This is a genomic window from Chitinophaga horti (genome assembly GCF_022867795.2).
GTDB lineage: Bacteria > Bacteroidota > Bacteroidia > Chitinophagales > Chitinophagaceae > Chitinophaga > Chitinophaga horti.
Genome location: NZ_CP107006.1, coordinates 3,852,637 through 3,871,696, shown reverse-complemented (window position 1 = coordinate 3,871,696; position 19,060 = coordinate 3,852,637). Strand labels below are relative to the sequence as shown.

Here is a 19,060-nt window from a genome sequence, read left to right as displayed (position 1 = left end):
AGAATAAAAAATGGGCTAGGGATAGTAAATATACGGAATGTAAACGGCATAAGAAGGGCCCCTTTTCAGGAGCCCCTCGTTCATTATTTGCCAGTTAAAGTGCTGGTAAACAGCTTCAAAATTCGTTTGTACTCGTCGGTCCAGCTGGAGGGTTCTACAAACCCGTGGTCTTCCACGGGGTAAACGGCCAGTTCCCAGTTGTCCTTACCCAGTTCGATCAGTCGCTGCGACAGGCGGATAATATCCTGGAAATGTACGTTCGTGTCCACTACACCATGGCACATCAGCAGGTGACCTTTTAACCCTTCTGCAAAGTAGATGGGAGAGGAGCGGGTAAAGGCAATACTGTCTTCCACCGGCGTATTGAGAATATTGCTCGTATACCCATGATTGTAGTGCGCCCAATCGGTTACCGAACGCAGAGCCGCACCAGCCTTAAACTCGTCGGGCGTGGTGAACATTGCCATCAGGGTAATAAAACCGCCATAACTGCCGCCGTAAATACCAATACGTTTGGGATCGATGCCATGTTCTTTCGCCAGGTAATGCGCCCCGTCCACGTGATCGGTAAGGTCTTTACCGCCCATGTGGCGATAGATGCCTGTGCGCCAATCCGCCCCGTATCCTGCGCTGCCGCGGTAATCCATGTCCAGTACGGTAAAGCCCATATCAGTAAGCAGGTTGTGGAACATGTATTCGCGGAAGTAAGAGCTCCACCATTTATGTGCGTTCTGTAGATAACCTGCACCGTGTACAAACACGACGGCCGCACCGTTCTTTTTCGCAGCTTCCGGTTTGTAGATGCGTGCATATACATTAGCGCCATCTCTTGCCGCAAAAGTGATCACCTCCGGCATGCGCCAGGCGTAAGTTTTAAACTCAGCGGATTGTGCCTGGTCGGTGATCTGTACGGCCTTCGCACCTGGTTTGTTCTCCTGCAGATACAGCTCCCATGGCTGGTTGGAGGCAGAGTGCCGGAACGCGATCCACTTTTCGTCGGGCGACAGTTCCGCTTCTATACCACCTTCGAGGCTCGTGAGTACTTCCGCTTTACCGCCGTTCACCGGCAGGCGATAGAATTTAACTACACCCGGATGGGTTTCGTTGGTGTGCAGGTAAAAGTATTTTTTATCGGAGGATAAACTGATCTGCTGTACTTCATAGTTGCCCGTCGTCAGCTGCCGCTTCGCACCGGTCAGTATGTCCTGGGTGTACAGGTGCGCATAGCCCGTAGCTTCTGATTGGTACCACACGGTATGGTCGTTCAGCCAGCCCTGGTCGCCCGTGAGGGAGTAGTTGATCCAGGCTTCGTTTCGTTGCCTGTCCAGCGGTTTCAGTTGTCCGTTGGCGGCGTCCAGTACCAGCAGCCAGCGGTCTTTTGAGTCGTTGGAACGTACATCGATCAACGCGTATTTATTGTTCGGCGACCATTGGAGCCCGCCAATGCGGAAGTCGCGTTTAACCGCTTTCTTCGCCGTATCGTTCTGGCGGTAATCGGGTTTGTCGGTTAAGCCGGGGATCACGTCTGTTTTAACCGTATACACGGTATCGCGCTTGCGGTCGTACAGGTACAATTCAGAAGCGCCCTGGCCTTCGGTGCCTACTTTCGAACGCGCCGGGATGTCTGTCGTGTAGCCGCTTTCGGTCACGTAATCAGGTACGTTGGTACTGGTGTTTGAACCGGATTTATACAGCGTGTACACCACCAGCTGCCCGTCCTCACTGATCCTTGCCTGCCCGAGCGATTTGCCTTCCAGGTACAGGGCGCGCAAGGTCTCTTCTTTCGTTAAGGTCTTTTGAAAAGCTTCTGCCGCATCGCGTTTTTCTTTACGCGATTTCAGTACATCGATCAGCTCCAGCTGCTGGACTTTCAGCCATTTGTCGGCCGCGCTGCCTTTCTCACTTCCGCTCTCCGGTTTGTTGCCTTGCATAAAACGCGTTAGCTGCTCGGTGGCGCCGGATTTCAGATCCCAGCTAAACAGGTCGCTACCATTGCGGTAAACAATGCGGGTATCGTTGAAGCCGAATTGCGCACCACTTTCGTAAGCGGCGGTGTGGGTAATGCGGGTGGTTTTGCCGGACTTTACATCCTGCAGGTACAGGTCGCCCGACTGGTTATAAAGAAACAATGTACGGGCCTTGTTCCAGCTGCCGCCTGCCAGGGTTTGTATGTTGCTGCGGGCGTCTGCCAGGGTTTTACGCGGCGTGCGGTCGGTAGTGCTGATATAGTACAGCGAATCGCTGAGCGCCTTGTCCGGGTTCCAGCTGAAGTAAAGGTTTTTACTATCACTGCTCCAGAACAGTCCGGAGGGAGAAGTGCCTATCCACTTAGGATCGCGCATGATCTTTTCTACGGTCAGCTGTTGCGCTTTTAACTGCGCGCAAACCGGCAGTAACAGCAAGGGCAGGATGGATTTTGGTCGTATCATATAAAGGTTGTCCTGAAAGTTGGTTTAATTGTTTTAATATTGACGCAATATAACGAACCGCCCGTATGAAAGCAGCTAAATTAGTAGCAATGGTTGGCCTGCTCGCCGCGTGCCAGCCGAAGCAAACGCCTAAAACGCTGATCCCCGTAACGGAGGACAGCACGTTCCTGACCGCTACTGTTTTTCTCGTGCGTCATGCGGAAAAACACCCGGGCGTCGACTCCACACTCACTGCTGCAGGCCACCAGCGCGCGGGAGATTTATACCGCCGCCTGCACGATTCAGCGATCGCTAAAATATACTGTACGCCATATATCCGAAGCGGACAAACCGCCGACTCACTCCGCCTGCTGGCACATATCGACACGGTCATCTATCAGGCCGACACCACAGGCGAGTCGCTTATCTATGAAATTTCCCGCCGCAACGATTGGGGTAAACGGATACTGGTGATCGGGCATAGCAATACGCTCATCCCAATGATGGAAGCTTTAGGTGTAAAGCCGCCGGTAGATTCCATCGGGGACAGGCAGTTTAGTTATCTTTTCAGGATAGAAAAAAGAAGAGACGGCGGCACCGTTAAAGTAAGCCACTACGGGTTACAATAGGATGCCGCTCATAAAGGTGTAAGCGACGGAGAAGTAGATGATGAGCCCTGTAACATCTACCAGGGTGGCTACGAACGGGGCAGACGAAGTCGCCGGGTCGGCCCCGAGCCTTTTCAGGATCAATGGTAACATAGAGCCCGACAACGTTCCCCATAATACAACGCCCACCAATGATATGCCTACAACGGAGCCGATGAGTGTCGTGTGTTCCCCGTAAGTATGAAACAACTGGTTCCATAACAGGATGCGTAAGAAGCCGATAAGCCCGAGAATGCTGCCCAGTAAAATACCGGATATCAGTTCCCTTCTCATGACCCGCCACCAGTCATTGATGCTGATCTCGCCCAGCGCCATAGCCTGTATAATCAATGTAGATGCCTGTGAGCCACTGTTGCCGCCACTCGAAATGATCAACGGAACAAACAGTGCCAGTACCACGGCCTTTGCAATTTCATCTTCAAAAAAGCCCATCGCCGTAGCGGTAAGCATCTCGCCAATAAACAGGATCACCAGCCAGCCTACACGTTTCTTCAACAGCTTCAGCAGTGGCATGTCCAGGTAAGGCTCGTCCAGCGCCTCGGTACCACCGATCTTTTGTATGTCTTCGGTATGTTCTTCATTTGCGATCCAAAGCATATCGTCGATCGTTACGATGCCGAGCATAATACCGTTATCGTCGGTAACGGGCAGCGCCACACGGTTTTCCATACGAAACTCCTGGATGGCTTCTTCCTGTTCATCGTTCACGTTCAGCGCTACGAAGCGATCGTCCATCAGGGTGCTCACTTCCGTGTCCGGCGATACCAGCAGGAATTCACGGATACGGAAGTCGTCGAGCAGTTTGCCTTGTTCGTCCAGCACATAGATCACGTCGATCGTTTCTGAATCGCGGCCATGGCGGCGGATATGTTCGAGTACGCGTTGAACGGTCCAGGTGGATTTAACAGACAGGTAGTCTGGTGTCATGATACGCCCCACGCTGGTTTCGGGGTAGCCCAGCAGGGCCAGGGTGATCTTACGTTCTTCGGGGTCGAGCAGTTTAATGAGTTCCTTTACGGCCGCACTGGGCAGCTCGCCGAGGAAGGATGTACGGTCATCCGGCGGCAGCTCGTTCATCAGCTCCGCGATCTTTGAAGGCCGCATTTCCCGGATAATTTCTTCCTGCACGGGGAACTCCAATATCCTGAAGGCCGCTGCTGCCCGGCTTATCGTGAGCTGTTCGATGATGTTGCTGCCTTCTTCGGGCAACTCATATATCAGGTCGGCGATGTCGGTAATCAGCTGGTCGTCCAGGTACACTTTTAGTTCTGCATGGGCTTTCTGTCCAGTCAGCTCTTCATATTTCTCTAATAATGCTTCATTTTCCATAAACCTGACACTTCGCGAAAATAAGCATAATAATCATCTTACAGCACCTGCTGCACGTGCAGGCGGATGTTGTTACAGATCGTATCCGTAGGCAGGTCGTTCGCATCGGTGCCAAACGGATCTTCGATCTCTTCGGCGATCAGTTCCAGGCTGGCCAGCACGTAAAAGATGAACACGATCATCGGTACGATAATGTAGCCTACACTGAAAACATAACCCAACGGTAACGTCATCACGTAAAAGAAGATGAACTTTTTCAGGAACACGCTATATGAAAAAGGGATAGGCGAGTTCTTGATCCGTTCACAGGCGCCGCATACATCCGTAAACGAGCGCATCTCTTCATTAATGATGATGAGGTGATCGCCATTAAGCAGTCCTTCCTTATACAATTCCTGTACCTTTCTCATCATCTGTGCCGCTACCTGGTTCGGTACATGCTTCTCCTGGGTAAACTCATGCGGTGTATCCAGTTCCAGTTCGCCGGGGTGATACTGGTTGCGCAAGTGTTGCTTCAGACTGAAAGCAAAGTTGGGGATCATCGTACGGAAGTAATGCCTGGCCGGATGCCCTTCCGGTAAAATGGCCTGTAGTTTGATGGCTAAGCTCCTGCTGATGTTCACAAGCGTGCCCCACTGCCGGCGGCCTTCCCACCAGCGGTCGTAGGCAGTATTGGTGCGAAACACCAGCAACAACGATATCACGAAGCCCAGCAAACCATGCATGAGCGATATGTTCTTTAAGTGACTATTGTCCGACAGCTTAAATACGTGCAGCTCGAGGTAAGCTACCAGCGCCGCGTATGCCGCAAGCGCGATAAACATGGGGGTCAATTTCCTCACTGTGTCCGCCTTGTGAAGCCGGAAGATAAATGTGAACCACTCTTTAGGATTATAATTGATCATATAAGGGTTATATGCGCAAAAATAGGAAGGCTTTTGATATTTGTAATTAATGATCGAAATTTTGATAACTTGTTTGTTTAATGTTACTTTACGCCCGTAAAGGCGCGAAGCACTTACTGTTTATTATGATCAAGCCATACTTGTACATCGACAAATCACCCGGAATGGGCAGGGGTGTTTTTACAAAAGAATCCATCCCCGCGGGCACGCGTATAGAAACATCTCCTGTTTTGGTACTTTCTTACGACGATACCGAAACGGTCGACAAAACAAAACTGCATAATTACATTTTCCTTTGGGGTAAACGCGAAACCAAATCCTGCATCGCACTCGGTTTCTGCTCTGTATACAACCATGCTTACCAGCCGAACTGCGAGTACGAAATGGACTTCAGCGAGGAAACCATGAGCATCATCACCCTCCGCACCATTAAAAAAGGCGAGGAGCTGTTCATTAACTACAACGGCGATGTGGAAGACACTTCCCCCGTTTGGTTCGATGTAAAAAGGAAAAAATAAAGGTCTCCAAAATACTTAACGCCGCTCGTGTAAGTCACGGGCGGCTTTGTTATGCCTGTCCCGGCCGTCATGGGCGGCTTCCTTCGCCGCCCCCTCTCGTCACTATAACCGCAGGGAAGCAACCTTCGTGTGGTAGCTTCGCGAAGACTAGAGCGGAAGTTTGCTTCATTTCATTCGCAATGACGGTGTAAAGAAGCCGATTGCCTCCCTTCGCGGTCTTCTCTCGTCATAATAACCGCAAGGAAGCACCCTTCCGCTCCAGTCTTCGCGTTTGCAAACGAAGCTTTTTTTATTTCCCCGATTTCCCCTAATATTGTAAATTATATAAGGACTTATATAATTCACGCTATGAGCTTCTACCCATCACTCGGCTACCTCATTTTCGGTACACGCCTCCGTCGCCTCAGTGAGTACTTTCTCGCCGAGGTAAATAAGGTGTACGAGTACGAAGGCATCCCTTTTGATGCCAGCTGGTTCCCTTTGTTCTACCTGCTGTCCCAAGAGCCTTCGCTTACTTTGATGGACATTGCCACACGGCTGGAAGTATCGCATTCGGCGGTCAGCCAGTTAATTGCGGGATTGAAGAAGAAGGGCCTGGTGAAGACGACGAAGTGTGAGGAAGACGGCCGACGGCAGCTCGTAACGTTTACGGTGAAGGGCAAGGCGCTGCTCGCCAGGGTGCAGCCGGTATGGCAGGCGATCGCTGTGATCATGCAGCAGGTGGCTGAGCAAGACGCCCGTAGCAAACAGCTGCTCGATGCCCTCACTGGCCTGGAAGCCACGCTCGATCAACAATCACTTTCCGCACGCATCTTTAACGAACTAGAAAAATAGATACATATGGACCAGGTCTTTCAGTATGGTTCGGACCATCTTACGGTCGCCAAAACACTCGGTATCGCAGCCGGCCACATCAGGGGCGCATTGTCCCCGGCTACGGTGGACCGCATCAACGCCAGCCATTCGCACGTAAAGGAAATTGTACAGCAACACACGACGGTGTATGGTATCAATACAGGCTTCGGGCCTTTGTGCGATACCAAAATTTCTGAGGAGGATACGCGTAAGCTGCAGTACAACATCCTGCAAAGTCATAGCGTAGGGGTGGGAGCGCCCATTGCCGAGGAGATCGCGCGCATTATGCTGATCTGTAAAGTGCAGGCGCTGGCGCAGGGTTATTCGGGTGCTAGCCTCGCCACGATCGAACGTATTATGTGGCATATCGATCATAAGGTAACACCGCTCGTCCCGGAAAAAGGCTCTGTAGGTGCTTCCGGCGACCTCGCACCACTCTCGCACCTCTTCCTGCCGCTCATTGGTTTGGGCGAGGTATGGTACAAGGGTGAAGTATTGCCCGCAGGCACGGTGCTGCAAAAAGAGGGGCTACCACCCATTGCCCTCGGCCCGAAGGAAGGCCTGGCACTGATCAACGGTACACAGTTCATCCTGGCCCACGCGGTAAAAGGTGTGCAGCGCTTCCACAACCTGCTCGAAGCGGCAGACATTATCGGTGCTATGTCGCTCGAAGGTTTAATGGGTACACACAAACCTTTCGACCCACGCCTGCACGACATTCGTCCGTTTAAAGGCAACCAGCTCGTCGCGCATCGTCTTAAAACAATGCTCGAAACGTCGGAGATCATGGCTTCGCATGTAGACTGCGGCCGGGTGCAGGACCCTTACTCACTTCGCTGTATGCCGCAGGTACACGGCGCCTCCCGCACGGCCTGGAAGCACCTCGAAGAACTCACCACCATCGAACTGAATGCGGTAACGGATAACCCGATCATCTTCTCTGCCGACGATACTATCAGCGGCGGCAACTTTCACGGTCAGCCGCTCGCGCTGCCATTAGACTATGCTGCTGTAGCGGCTGCGGAACTGGGCAACATCAGCGACCGCCGTTGTTATATGATGATCGAAGGCCGGTACGGACTACCTAAACTGCTCATCCAGGATGCCGGTCTCAATTCCGGCTTCATGATCCCGCAGTACACGACCGCAGCGCTGGTTACAGAAAATAAAACGCTGTGTTTCCCTGCCAGTGCAGATAGTGTGCCCACCTCGCTGGGACAGGAAGATCATGTGTCGATGGGTTCCATCAGCGGACGTAAACTGCATATGATCTTGGGCAACCTGGAATATATACTTGCAATAGAATTGCTGTACGCCGCGCAGGCCGTGGATTTCAGGCGGCCACTTCGCTCGGCGGCAGTGATCGAAGCGGTACATCGCTTCACGCGGGAGAAGGTAGATTTCGCATCTGCAGATCGCATCTTCGCAAAAGATATTGCAGCCCTGCACACCATCGTATCTGACCACTCCATCGTGCGGGTAGCCAACCACGTGGCCCATGCACAAAACATAGACCTCAACGGACCTTATCATGAATCATTCCGACTTTCTTAAACAATACGCGGCACACCCGCACTATAAAGCCCCCCGGGGCACGCAACTGCATGCACAGTCCTGGCAAACAGAAGCTCCGCTGCGCATGCTGCTCAACAACCTCGATCACGAAGTAGCCGAAAACCCCGATGAACTGGTGGTTTACGGCGGCATAGGCCAGGCTGCCCGCAACCGCGAGGCCTTACAAAAGATCATCGAGATCCTGCTACAGCTGGATAATGAACATTCCTTGCTCGTGCAATCAGGCAAACCGGTAGGCATCGTACGTACGCATCCGCAAGCGCCACGCGTGCTGCTCGCTAACAGCAACCTCGTGCCCAAATGGGCTACCTGGGAGCATTTCAACGACCTGCGTGCAAAAGGGTTAATGATGTACGGACAAATGACCGCCGGCAGCTGGATTTACATCGGCACGCAAGGCATTTTGCAGGGTACATATGAAACCTTTGTGGAGTGTGGTCGACAGCAATTCAATGGCAGCCTGTCCGGTAAACTCTTAGTAACTGCAGGCATCGGCGGCATGGGCGGCGCGCAACCGCTGGCAGCTACGATGGCCGGCGCAACTTTTTTAGGGGCAGATGTAGATGCCTCGCGTATCCAGAAGCGTATCGATACCAAATACATCGACCGTATGACGCATTCGTACGAACAAGCTATGCAGTGGGCCATGGAGGCGAAAGCGAACGGAGAGGCGATTTCCATCGGGGTAGTGATGGATGCTGGCGATCTGCTGGAAAGACTGTTAAAGGATAACATTATTCCCGATATTCTTACGGATCAGACTTCCGCACACGACCCGATCAACGGGTATGTGCCAAATGGTTTATCGTTAGCCGAAGCCGCAGCGCTGCGCAAATCCGACCCGGCCGCGTACAAGCAACGCAGCCTGAAGAGTATGGCGCGTCACGTCGGGTTAATGCTGGAGATGCAGCAACGCGGCGCAGTTACGTTCGACTATGGCAACAACCTGCGCGAGTTCGCGAAAGAAGGCGGAGAAGCTAATGCGTTCAACTTCCCTGGCTTTACGCCGGCGTATATTCGTCCGCTGTTTTGCGAAGGTAAAGGCCCGTTCCGTTGGGTGGCTTTAAGTGGGGATCCTGAAGATATTTATACCACGGATCGTGCATTGATGGAAGCCTTTCCGGACGATCAGCCTCTGCATAACTGGCTGCACAAAGCACAGGAACGCGTAGCCTTCCAGGGACTGCCCGCGCGTATTTGCTGGCTCGGTATGGGCGAAAGAGAAAAGGCCGGGCTGCTGTTCAACGAACTGGTACGTACCGGCAAGGTAAAAGCACCCATCGTTATCGGCCGCGATCACCTCGACTGCGGCTCTGTCGCCTCGCCCAACCGCGAAACGGAAGCCATGAAAGATGGTTCGGATGCAGTATCCGACTGGACTTTATTGAACCTGATGTCTAACACGGCAGGTGGAGCTACCTGGGTGTCGTTTCACCATGGCGGCGGTGTAGGGATGGGGTATTCACAACATGCAGGCATGGTGGTACTGGCTGATGGTACGGACCGTGCGGAAGCCTGTCTGCGCCGTGTGCTGCACAACGATCCGGCATTGGGTATTTTCCGCCATGCAGATGCGGGTTATGAAAAAGCGCAGCAATGGCAACAACAATTTAATCTTCAGTTTTAACTTTGCGCATGCGTTTAACAGGACCTTTTGCACAAATCATCACGATGGCCGGCCTGCCCCTCAAAGGTGCGCTGGCGGACGAGCAGTTGGAAGTGATCAACGATTCGGGCATCATTACGAATGAAGGTAAGATCGTGGCTGTCGGTAATTACGAAGCATTACTCGCTGCCCACCCGGGAATTGATACGGATGTGCGTAAACAACCGATGGTATTGTTGCCTGGTTTCATCGACTGTCATACACACATCTGCTTCGATGGTACACGCAGCCGTGATTACGCGATGCGCATCTCTGGAAAATCTTATTTAGACATCGCCCGCGCCGGCGGTGGTATATGGGATTCTGTAACGAAAACCCGCGCCGCTAAAGAGCAGGTGCTGGCCGAAAGTCTTATCTCCCGCGCCAACCGCCACTTCCAGGAAGGCGTTACGACGATAGAAGTGAAAAGTGGGTATGGGCTGGATGCGTATGCAGAAATCAAAATGCTGCGCGCCATCAAGTACGCTGCGCAACACACGCCGGCTACGCTGATCTCCACCTGCCTGGCCGCACACATGAAACCGCGCGATTATGAAGGTACGGAGCAGCAATACCTCGATTGGATCATCACCGATCTGCTACCCGTGTTAAAAGAGCATGACCTTACTAACCGGGTAGATATCTTCATAGAAGAAACAGCCTTCTCAGCCGCTACAGCCCTGTCTTTCCTGGAGAAGGCGAAAGCAATGGGCATGGCGTTAACGGTACATGCCGACCAGTTCACGGCTGCCGGTACCGCCGTGGCTGTGCAGGCTGGCGCATTATCAGCCGATCACCTGGAAGCGAGCACTGATAAGGAGATCGCCTTACTCGCCGCCTCTGACACAGTAGCGGTTGTATTACCCGGTGCCTCCATGGGCCTGGGCATGCCCTACGCGCCTGCCCGTCGTTTGCTCGACGCCGGTACCTGCGTAGCCATTGCCAGCGACTGGAACCCGGGCTCTGCGCCTATGGGCGACTTACTGATGCAGGCGGCGGTAATGAGCGCTGCAGAAAAACTAAGCACAGCCGAAGTGCTGGCAGGCCTAACGGTACGGGCGGCCAAAGCTTTAGGACTTCAGCACACAGGTGCCCTGCAACCCGGTATGGATGCAGACTTCCAGGCTTATGAGACGACGGACTACCGCGACATCCTGTACTACCAGGGCAAACTAAAACCCGCCACGGTGTGGAAAGGCGGACAAAAGATAATCATGTTATGATCCCTTCAACGTTTTATAATCCGCCCGTGCAGGACTACTGGCAGGGCAGGGTAGATGGTACGGATGCTGCATCTCTCCGCTGGCACCAGGTGGTGCAGTGTGTGGACGTAAGCAGGGAAGTATTGCCCGCGCTGCAAGCCTCGCAGCAAGGGATCGTGCTCCTGGGCTTTGCCAGCGATGAAGGTGTGCGCCGCAACAAGGGCCGTGTAGGTGCCGCGCAGGGGCCGCTCGTGTTACGCCGCAGCTGCGCCAGCTTTCCCGTACATTTCGAGGGTCATTTACTGATCGATGGCGGCGATATCAATTGCGCTAACCAGGACTTGTCCGGTGCACAACAAGCCTTGGCCACAGCAGTAAAATCGATCATCGCAGCGGGTTACCTGCCTTTGTTGATCGGTGGCGGACACGAGATCACTTATGGCCACGCCAGCGGGATTTATGATAGTTTTCAGCAGGAAGAGATAGGTCTCGTGAACTTCGACGCCCACTTCGACCTGCGCGTACCCGGCCCTGAAGGGGCCAGCTCCGGCACCGGCTTCTGGCAGCTGGCGGAGGATTGCCGGCAAACAGCACGCAGCTTTCACTACCTCGCACTGGGCATCCAGCAAAACAGCAATACCCGCCGCCTGTTCGACACCGCCGATTCGCTCGGCGTCATGCATCTGCCCGGTGAGTACTTCCACGTACTGAAACGCGAATCGCTCCTGCGCAATATTCATTTGTTTTTAGATGGGGTGGATAAGGTATACCTCACCACTTGTCTTGATGTATTTGCCGCCGCTTTTGCACCCGGCGTAAGTGCTACGGCTTACAACGGCATTCAGCCAGATGCCTTATTCCTGGAGTGTTACCGCGAAATATTGTATAGCGGTAAACTGGCCGGCGTCGACATCGCGGAGTTAAATCCCTCGTTCGATTTTGATAACCGTACCGCTAAACTGGCGGCCAGTATTGTGTTTGAGACGGTGGTTGCTTATTTTCAGCAGTAAAGTAAGTATCTTGCCTGCTATATGAAGCGTATCGGATTAATGTCGGACACCCACAGTTACCTGCATCCGCAGGTGTTTAAATACTTCGACCAGGTTGATGAAATATGGCATGCCGGCGATATCGGCAACGCGGAACTCGCCGACCAGCTCGAAGCATTTAAACCGTTTCGCGCCGTATGGGGCAATGTAGACGGGGCCGATCTGCGGGTACGTTATCCCGAAGTGAACCGCTTTATCCTCGAAGATGTAAAGGTGTGGATCACACACATCGGCGGTTATCCGGGCAAGTATGCGCCATCTATCAAAGAGATTATTCATAAGTATCCCCCACATCTGTATATCACCGGGCATTCCCACATCCTCAAAGTGGTGCGCGATCCCAAACTCAACCTGCTGCATATAAACCCGGGAGCCTGCGGCCAGCAAGGCTGGCATAAGGTAAAAACGCTGGTACGGTTTGTGTTGGACAGTGGCAATATATCTCAGTTAGAGGTGATTGAGTTGCCGCGCTAACCGGCATTTATTGTTATATTGGTTGATTACAGCTTTGCGGCAATGCGAAAAATTCTACTACTGTTTACATTTCTTTGCTACGTTATTTGCAGCACACAGGCGCAACGTAAGGAGAGTTTTCTGAAAAGGGCTCTGCGTACGAATAACGATACCATTTATGTGCAGCAATATCTCACCGATGTTACTTTTCGCATGCTTGGCCAGCGTAAATACTCCTACTATGATCTTAACGACCGTGGCGAACGCCGCGAGCTGCTATATCGGCCTAACAACCGGTTTACTGTAGGTATAGGAGCGAACTATGAAATACTGGGCCTCAACCTGGTGTTTAACGTTCCTTTCCTTAACCGTGATGAATCGCTGGGTAAAACAAAATTCCTCGACCTGCAAACGCATTTTTACCTGCGTAAGTTTGCTATTGACTTGTTCGGTAACTATTACAAGGGATTCTATATCGCCAACCCGCGCAGCTTTATTCCTGGTTATCAACCCGGCGATGGTTTTCCTAAACGCAGCGATTTATACCATACGAACTTCGGTTTGCAGGTGCAGTATATTTTTAACGATACCAGGTTCTCTTATCGCGCCGCCTTTGTGCAAAACGAATGGCAAAAACGTAGTGCCGGTTCGCTGATAGCCGGGGGGGAGGCGTATCGTATGGAAGTTCGTTCGGACTCTAATCTCGTGCCTACAGGCAATCCCGAATTCTTTGACGGCTCAACTTTCAGCAAAAGCTCCATCTTTACAGTGGTGGGAAATATTGGTTATGCATATACATTTGTGTACCGTAAGCATTTTTACGCAACCGGTGCGTTGTCCGCTGGACTCGGTATCAATTCTACCGCCATGCGTTTCCAGGAAGGGCATAACAAGCTGCAGGAAATAGGCTGGCAGTTTAACAATACCGTCCGCTTATCCGCAGGTTATAACTCCGCAAAATACTTTGCCGGTGTGCATTACGTAGAGGTGATCACGCGCGGGCAATCGCCTGTTGCACGTACATACCAAACCTTCGGTGCAGGCACCTTTCGTGTGAGTGTGGGGCGCCGTTTCGGGTTAAAGAAACCCTGGATAAAACCGGGTTCGTTGCTTAGTACCGTGAAAAAAGACTGATCGTTTACAAAGTACCTATCTCCCAGGTGATATTCTCCCGCGCCTGTTGCTCAAACAATTGTTGGAACGCTGCGGTTTTATAGATAAACGGCATGTTCAGGAAATGCTTCAATACTTTTTTACGCCCGGGGTTATAGAGGAGGTCGGGGAACATGCTGTACTCCTGCCTTATCTGCCGTGTGTACTCCACATAAGATAGCAAGGGCGCCCCCAGGATGCCTAGGTCTATGTCCAGCAGGTAATTGAGGTCAGGGTCGTTATCGGGGTTTTGATGGGCTTTGGTGGCATTGATCCAGCCTGTTACCTTACGGATATCAGCAGGTGAAAAACCAAGCTGCTGCAGGAACTGTGCGGCCTCTGCGGCGCTCTTTTCTTCATTATCGTTACTGCCCGCCTTGTACACGATGTCGTGAAAGTAGATCGCAAATGCCAGGCTGTCCGGGTCTTTCACTTTGTCCCGCACTTGCGCGAGCAGCGTCAGCATCTGGCCCAGGTGTTCCATATTATGGTAATGCCGGCCGGTACTGCCATATCTTTCGTTAATATGCTTAAATGTCGCCCGGAATAAAGCGTGATGGGATGGGTAAGCAGAGGATAGTTGCTGCCATACCTCGCCGGTAATATGCTGCATCCTTTATTTTTTAGTAAGATACGAAATCTGCGCAGCATATCATATGCCCGTGCCCGTTACCGGTTCAGCTAATGTTTGTTGAGGAAAAAAATGTGCGCTGTGTTGCAGGCAGTTAAATATTTTTTTTGAGTGGGTTTGAGCATGTTTAGCATCAGTATTAACGTCTTCTTTTTAGCGCCTGTAATACTTGACTGCGGCAACTTACAGTCAACTCGCATCGCTAAAGTAATGTTGAAATATGCGAGATTTAGCATCCTTTTCAAACTCGTGATTTGTAAAGAAATTGGTGTAAATTCAATCTGTGGAAATGATCGCTAACCAGTAATACTGATCTTCCCTTAAAGAAATATGGAGTTGTTGTTTGCCCGAGTCTATTAAACAGATAACATCCTTTTAAGATCGAGAATAAATAAAACAGCCGGTGAACAGCCAGCCGGTGAATCGTGTGTTTAATTGTGTCCTGGCGCGCGGGGCATTGTTAATATGATCCAATTACCCTTTAATTTTTATTTGAAACTATGAAAAAGTTAGCCATTTTGTTTTCCTTGTCAGCATTGCTGGCAGTGCCCGCATCTTATGTGAATGCGAAGACTACCACAGCAGCCGGTACCCGTACCGTACCCGCTATCCTCACGCGTGAAGGCGTTAAAGCGCTCATTTTTGGTACCGCTTCTACGTATGGTCTTAACACCACTACTATCGACTTTACAGTGACATTTACGCCCGTAAACGGTACCCCTGGTGTTCCGTTCACTTACGTGATGCCTGCCGGCTTTTATAATCCCAGCGATCAGTGGACGTTTTCCGATGGTTTTTATGATGTGAAGGTAACGCCTTTGCAAACGGTAAACGGTTACTTCTTTGTTGGTACCAACGCGGCTACCAGCACATTGTCTCCGGGTAATACCACCGGCGTAACACATTCCAACGTGCAGTATTATAACGGCGGTGGTAATGTGGTACAGGTAACGCTTTAAAGACCTGAGCCCAAATAAAAAAGCCCCGGCGATTGCCGGGGCTTTCAATTCTTATGGCGACCAGACTATTGCTTTTTTGCAAATTCAGCCCTGATCACGTTCAGCGCACCACCTGCAATGAACCACTGGATTTGTTGTTCATTGTAAGTATGGTTAACGGTGATTTCGTCTTTGCTGCCATCTTTGTGGTTCAGCACCACAGTGAGTGACTTGCCGGGAGTGAAAGTGTTCAGTCCAACAATGTCGATGCTATCGTCTTCCTGTACTTTTTCATAATCCTCTTTATCGTTGAAAGTCAACGCCAGCATACCCTGTTTTTTCAGGTTGGTTTCGTGGATACGGGCGAAAGATTTCACCAGGATCGCACGAACACCCAGGTGGCGTGGCTCCATAGCCGCGTGCTCGCGGGAAGAACCTTCACCGTAGTTTTCGTCGCCTACTACGATAGAACCGATGCCCTGTGCTTTGTACACACGCTGTGTGCCAGGAACAGTACCGTATTCGCCAGTTACCTGGTTTTTAACGGTGTCTGTTTTATCGTTAAAGTAGTTGATCGCGCCGATCAGCATGTTATTGGAGATATTGTCCAGGTGACCGCGGTATTTCAACCATGGACCTGCCATAGAGATGTGGTCAGTAGTACATTTACCTTTTGCTTTGATCAGCAGTTTCAGGCCTTTCAGATCAGTACCTTCCCATGCTTTGAACGCTTCCAGCAGCTGCAGGCGGTCAGAAGAAGGGGATACGATAACCTGAACACCGCTACCATCTTCGGCAGGCGCCTGGTAACCGGCATCTTCCACCTCAAAACCTTTAGGAGGCAGTTCGTAACCTTTAGGCTCGTCCAGTTTCACCTGCTCGCCATTTTTGTTGGTGAGGGTGTCTGTCAGCGGGTTAAAGGTAAGGTCGCCTGCAATCGCCAGCGCCGTTACGATTTCGGGAGATGCAACGAATGCGTGGGTAGATGCCAGGCCGTCGTTACGTTTCGCGAAGTTCCTGTTAAAGGAGGTGATGATCGAGTTTTTACGGGTAGGATCGTCGATGTGACGTGCCCACTGACCGATACAGGGACCACAGGCGTTAGCCAGTACAACACCGCCGATCTGGTCGAAGGTATTGAGCAATCCGTCTCTCTCGATCGTGAAACGTACCAGTTCAGAACCTGGAGTGATCGTGAACTCGGATTTAACGTCCAGCTTTTTATCGATAGCCTGTTGCGCCAGTGAAGCGGAACGGCTGATATCTTCGTAAGAAGAGTTGGTGCAGGAACCGATGAGGGCTACTTCCAGTTTCTCTGGCCAGTTGTTTTCTTTAACTGCCTGAGCGAATTTAGAGATAGGCCAAGCCAGATCCGGCGTGAACGGACCATTTACGAAAGGCTCCAGGGTATCCAGGTCGATCTCGATCAGCTGATCGTAGAACTTGGAAGGATCTGCGTAAACGCCTTCGTCCGGACGCAGGTGCTCGCGTACACCGTCTGCCAGGGTAGCCACTTCTTCGCGGCTGGTGGTTTTCAGGTAAGCGCTCATTTTCTCATCGTAAGCGAAGAGAGAACAAGTAGCACCGATTTCGGCACCCATGTTACAAACGGTCGCTTTACCGGTGGCGCTCATGCTGTCTGCACCTTCACCAAAGTATTCCACGATAGCGCCGGTGCCACCTTTTACGGTCAGCAGGCCTGCTACCTGCAGGATTACGTCTTTGGCGGAAGTCCAGCCACTCATTTTACCTTTCAGGTGAACACCAATCAGTTTTGGCATTTTCAGCTCCCATGGGAGGCCTGCCATTACGTCTACCGCGTCAGCACCGCCAACACCGATAGCCACCATGCCCAAACCACCTGCGTTAGGCGTGTGTGAGTCGGTACCGATCATCATACCGCCAGGGAAGGCGTAGTTTTCCAGTACCACCTGGTGAATGATACCAGCGCCTGGTTTCCAGAAGCCGATACCGTATTTATTAGAAATAGAGGACAGGAACTCGTAAACTTCTTTGTTTGTTTCGTTCGCGGTCGCCAGATCGGCTACAGCGCCTGTTTTCGCCTGGATCAGGTGATCACAGTGTACGGTAGACGGTACTGCCACAGAAGCGCGGCCACAGGTCATAAATTGCAGAAGAGCCATCTGGGCGGTAGCGTCTTGCATCGCTACGCGATCTGGTGCAAATTCGACATAAGACTTTCCCCTTTCGTACGCACTGGTAGCGGGCGCATAAAGGTGAGCGTATAGGATCTTCTCAGCCAATGTAAGCGGTCTGCCAAGCATCTTACGGGTAGCTTCCACCTTACCCGGGAGAGCCGCATACAATTTTTTAATCATGTCAATATCAAACACCATGGAAAAAATTATTTAAAAGCGGTTATAAATGCACCGCGAAGGTACGCAAATTGAGTGTTTTTTACAAGGAAAATGACGTTCCATTGTTCTGTTCAGTCCCCTGAATGGGTATAAATGGTTAAAATAATCTAATAAGTTAATGATTGAGCAACAGATACGATGATTCGACCATATATCCGACCGTCATAAAATGTATAAACACGCGCGCGCAGTATTTTGTTTTCAGAAATAATTAGGATAAATTTGATATATGAACCGTTTAAAAGACTTTATGGAATGGCAGGCCTTTGGCGTTTGTTCAGCCATAGGGGCGAAAATAGGGGTAGCCACTTCCCGGATACGCCTGTTTTTCATCTACACCAGCTTTCTGACCATTGGCTCGCCGGTGATCGTTTACATGATTCTCGCCTTTTGGGTGAACATGAAAAACTACATCGCTAACGCCCGTCGTAATCCCCTGCGTTACCTGTAACCTGCAATGGACCCCAACCCGCAGTGTGGCAGTCGTGTGCCTGCCCCTCAAACTTTTTTACTCCTGGAAAAAATTCGCTTCAGCAGCCAGATGGCACCGAGAATCAGGGCTATGTTTAATAAAATAACGGTAACAAGGAACAGGGAGGAAGAAGGTGTGAGCATTGGGTTAATGATTTATGCCACCAAGATATAAAAAAAAGCCTGTCCACACCGGACAGGCTTTCCTATCTGCCTTAAAAAGGAAAAACTACTCCAAATGCACTTTAGTCATGTCCTCGTAGTGGTTCTGCAACTGGTGCACGGTAATGGGCCCCTGTATTTCACGACGCTCGTCGCGGTACACGAGGGCGAGGCGGTCTTGCGGATGTAATTCCACTTTAAACGGGCCACGTACATACACCTGGCTGCCGTTTTCGGGGTCTTCCTCGTGGAATTTCAAACGTACCAGCTGGGCCTCGTTCAACGTGATCGGGAAAATCTCGTCTACCGGGTACCAGAACTCCTGTTGTCCAAAAGTAAGTACGCACACTTGTTTATCGTCATGGTTAACTTCGAGTATCGTCCCTTCTGTGAGCTGCCCTTCAAAATTTACCAGTACGCTGTCTCCTGCTTTACATTCTGATATATGGATCATAACGGAAAAGGTTTAGTGCATACTGAATATACAAATTTTATTCCGCATAGAAGAAGTAGTACCTGTCGTAGTAGCCACGCCCGTCTTTATTTTCGTGCATATCGACGTGCCGGTCGGCATTTGCAATATGAATACGGTAGAGGCCAAACCGCTCCTTGTATTCCGGGAACAGGTCTCCGTAATGATCGAACTTAAGGTAATACAGATCGCGCTTCAGGGGCGCAATGCCGTAGTTCGGCCGGTAGCCGGTGGTATACTGCCTCAACG

The 19,060-nt window shown here is 51.2% G+C and carries 18 protein-coding genes; 11 read left to right on the top strand and 7 right to left on the bottom strand.

Annotated features, from left to right (window positions below; translation table 11 throughout):
• Window positions 1-83: 83 nt before the first annotated feature.
• Entirely contained in the window at window positions 84-2,429 is a 2,346-nt protein-coding gene (locus tag MKQ68_RS15585) for a S9 family peptidase (protein WP_264279923.1), read from the bottom strand.
• Between the two features lie 65 nt (window positions 2,430-2,494).
• Here MKQ68_RS15585 and MKQ68_RS15580 point away from each other — a divergent pair, with 65 nt between their 5' ends.
• The gene (locus tag MKQ68_RS15580; protein WP_264279922.1) at window positions 2,495-3,037 is read left to right on the top strand and encodes a histidine phosphatase family protein; all 543 of its coding nucleotides are present in this window, start codon (window positions 2,495-2,497) and stop codon (window positions 3,035-3,037) included.
• On the opposite strand, the gene mgtE is transcribed toward MKQ68_RS15580, so the two are convergent.
• A complete protein-coding gene (gene mgtE / locus MKQ68_RS15575) occupies window positions 3,029-4,405 on the bottom strand; it encodes a magnesium transporter (RefSeq protein WP_264279921.1) in 1,377 nt (458 codons plus the stop codon). The two genes, MKQ68_RS15580 and mgtE, sit on opposite strands and share 9 nt — an antisense overlap.
• Window positions 4,406-4,443: 38 nt before the next feature.
• On the bottom strand, window positions 4,444-5,310 hold the full coding sequence (locus tag MKQ68_RS15570; RefSeq protein ID WP_264279920.1) for a bestrophin family protein: 867 nt from the start codon (window positions 5,308-5,310) through the stop codon (window positions 4,444-4,446).
• Between the two features lie 125 nt (window positions 5,311-5,435).
• Here MKQ68_RS15570 and MKQ68_RS15565 point away from each other — a divergent pair, with 125 nt between their 5' ends.
• The 8 genes from MKQ68_RS15565 to MKQ68_RS15530 all read left to right on the top strand — a co-directional run bounded on the left by MKQ68_RS15565 (window position 5,436) and on the right by MKQ68_RS15530 (window position 13,741).
• Window positions 5,436-5,828: an SET domain-containing protein gene (locus MKQ68_RS15565; protein ID WP_264279919.1), complete on the top strand. Its 393-nt coding sequence runs from the start codon at window positions 5,436-5,438 to the stop codon at window positions 5,826-5,828.
• Between the two features lie 348 nt (window positions 5,829-6,176).
• Window positions 6,177-6,662: a MarR family winged helix-turn-helix transcriptional regulator gene (locus tag MKQ68_RS15560; RefSeq protein WP_264279918.1), complete on the top strand. Its 486-nt coding sequence runs from the start codon at window positions 6,177-6,179 to the stop codon at window positions 6,660-6,662.
• Window positions 6,663-6,668: 6 nt separating this feature from the next.
• Complete coding sequence (hutH, locus tag MKQ68_RS15555; protein WP_264279917.1) at window positions 6,669-8,237, top strand: histidine ammonia-lyase; 1,569 nt, start codon at window positions 6,669-6,671, stop codon at window positions 8,235-8,237.
• Window positions 8,215-9,885, top strand: coding sequence for a urocanate hydratase (gene hutU, locus MKQ68_RS15550; RefSeq protein ID WP_264279916.1), 1,671 nt, complete (start codon window positions 8,215-8,217; stop codon window positions 9,883-9,885). Before hutH ends, hutU begins: the two co-directional genes overlap by 23 nt.
• An 8-nt stretch (window positions 9,886-9,893) precedes the next feature.
• Window positions 9,894-11,126, top strand: coding sequence for an imidazolonepropionase (hutI, locus tag MKQ68_RS15545; protein ID WP_264279915.1), 1,233 nt, complete (start codon window positions 9,894-9,896; stop codon window positions 11,124-11,126).
• A complete protein-coding gene (gene hutG, locus MKQ68_RS15540; RefSeq protein ID WP_264279914.1) occupies window positions 11,123-12,115 on the top strand; it encodes a formimidoylglutamase in 993 nt (330 codons plus the stop codon). Before hutI ends, hutG begins: the two co-directional genes overlap by 4 nt.
• Window positions 12,116-12,136: 21 nt before the next feature.
• Window positions 12,137-12,628 (top strand): metallophosphoesterase family protein, encoded by a 492-nt coding sequence (locus MKQ68_RS15535; RefSeq protein WP_244839737.1) that lies wholly within the window; start codon window positions 12,137-12,139, stop codon window positions 12,626-12,628.
• A 42-nt stretch (window positions 12,629-12,670) separates the two neighbouring features.
• Window positions 12,671-13,741 (top strand): DUF4421 domain-containing protein, encoded by a 1,071-nt coding sequence (locus MKQ68_RS15530; protein ID WP_264279913.1) that lies wholly within the window; start codon window positions 12,671-12,673, stop codon window positions 13,739-13,741.
• A 4-nt stretch (window positions 13,742-13,745) separates the two neighbouring features.
• Here MKQ68_RS15530 and MKQ68_RS15525 read toward each other — a convergent pair whose 3' ends face one another.
• Window positions 13,746-14,372 carry an HD domain-containing protein gene (locus MKQ68_RS15525; protein ID WP_264279912.1) on the bottom strand — a complete coding sequence of 209 codons (627 nt, stop codon included), beginning with the start codon at window positions 14,370-14,372 and terminating at the stop codon, window positions 13,746-13,748.
• 518 nt (window positions 14,373-14,890) lie between these two features.
• On the opposite strand from MKQ68_RS15525, the gene MKQ68_RS15520 reads away from it, so the two are divergent.
• Complete coding sequence (locus tag MKQ68_RS15520) at window positions 14,891-15,349, top strand: hypothetical protein (RefSeq protein WP_264279911.1); 459 nt, start codon at window positions 14,891-14,893, stop codon at window positions 15,347-15,349.
• A gap of 65 nt (window positions 15,350-15,414) precedes the next feature.
• Here MKQ68_RS15520 and MKQ68_RS15515 read toward each other — a convergent pair whose 3' ends face one another.
• Window positions 15,415-17,685, bottom strand: coding sequence for an aconitate hydratase (locus MKQ68_RS15515; RefSeq protein ID WP_264279910.1), 2,271 nt, complete (start codon window positions 17,683-17,685; stop codon window positions 15,415-15,417).
• Window positions 17,686-17,935: 250 nt separating this feature from the next.
• Here MKQ68_RS15515 and MKQ68_RS15510 point away from each other — a divergent pair, with 250 nt between their 5' ends.
• Window positions 17,936-18,157: a PspC domain-containing protein gene (locus MKQ68_RS15510; RefSeq protein WP_264279909.1), complete on the top strand. Its 222-nt coding sequence runs from the start codon at window positions 17,936-17,938 to the stop codon at window positions 18,155-18,157.
• Window positions 18,158-18,406: 249 nt separating this feature from the next.
• On the opposite strand, the gene MKQ68_RS15505 is transcribed toward MKQ68_RS15510, so the two are convergent.
• Together MKQ68_RS15505 and MKQ68_RS15500 are read right to left on the bottom strand one after the other, a co-directional pair.
• Window positions 18,407-18,793: a hypothetical protein gene (locus MKQ68_RS15505; protein WP_244839728.1), complete on the bottom strand. Its 387-nt coding sequence runs from the start codon at window positions 18,791-18,793 to the stop codon at window positions 18,407-18,409.
• 37 nt (window positions 18,794-18,830) lie between these two features.
• Window positions 18,831-19,058, bottom strand: a complete 228-nt coding sequence (locus MKQ68_RS15500) for a hypothetical protein (RefSeq protein ID WP_244839726.1) — start codon at window positions 19,056-19,058, stop codon at window positions 18,831-18,833.
• Window positions 19,059-19,060: the final 2 nt, after the last annotated feature.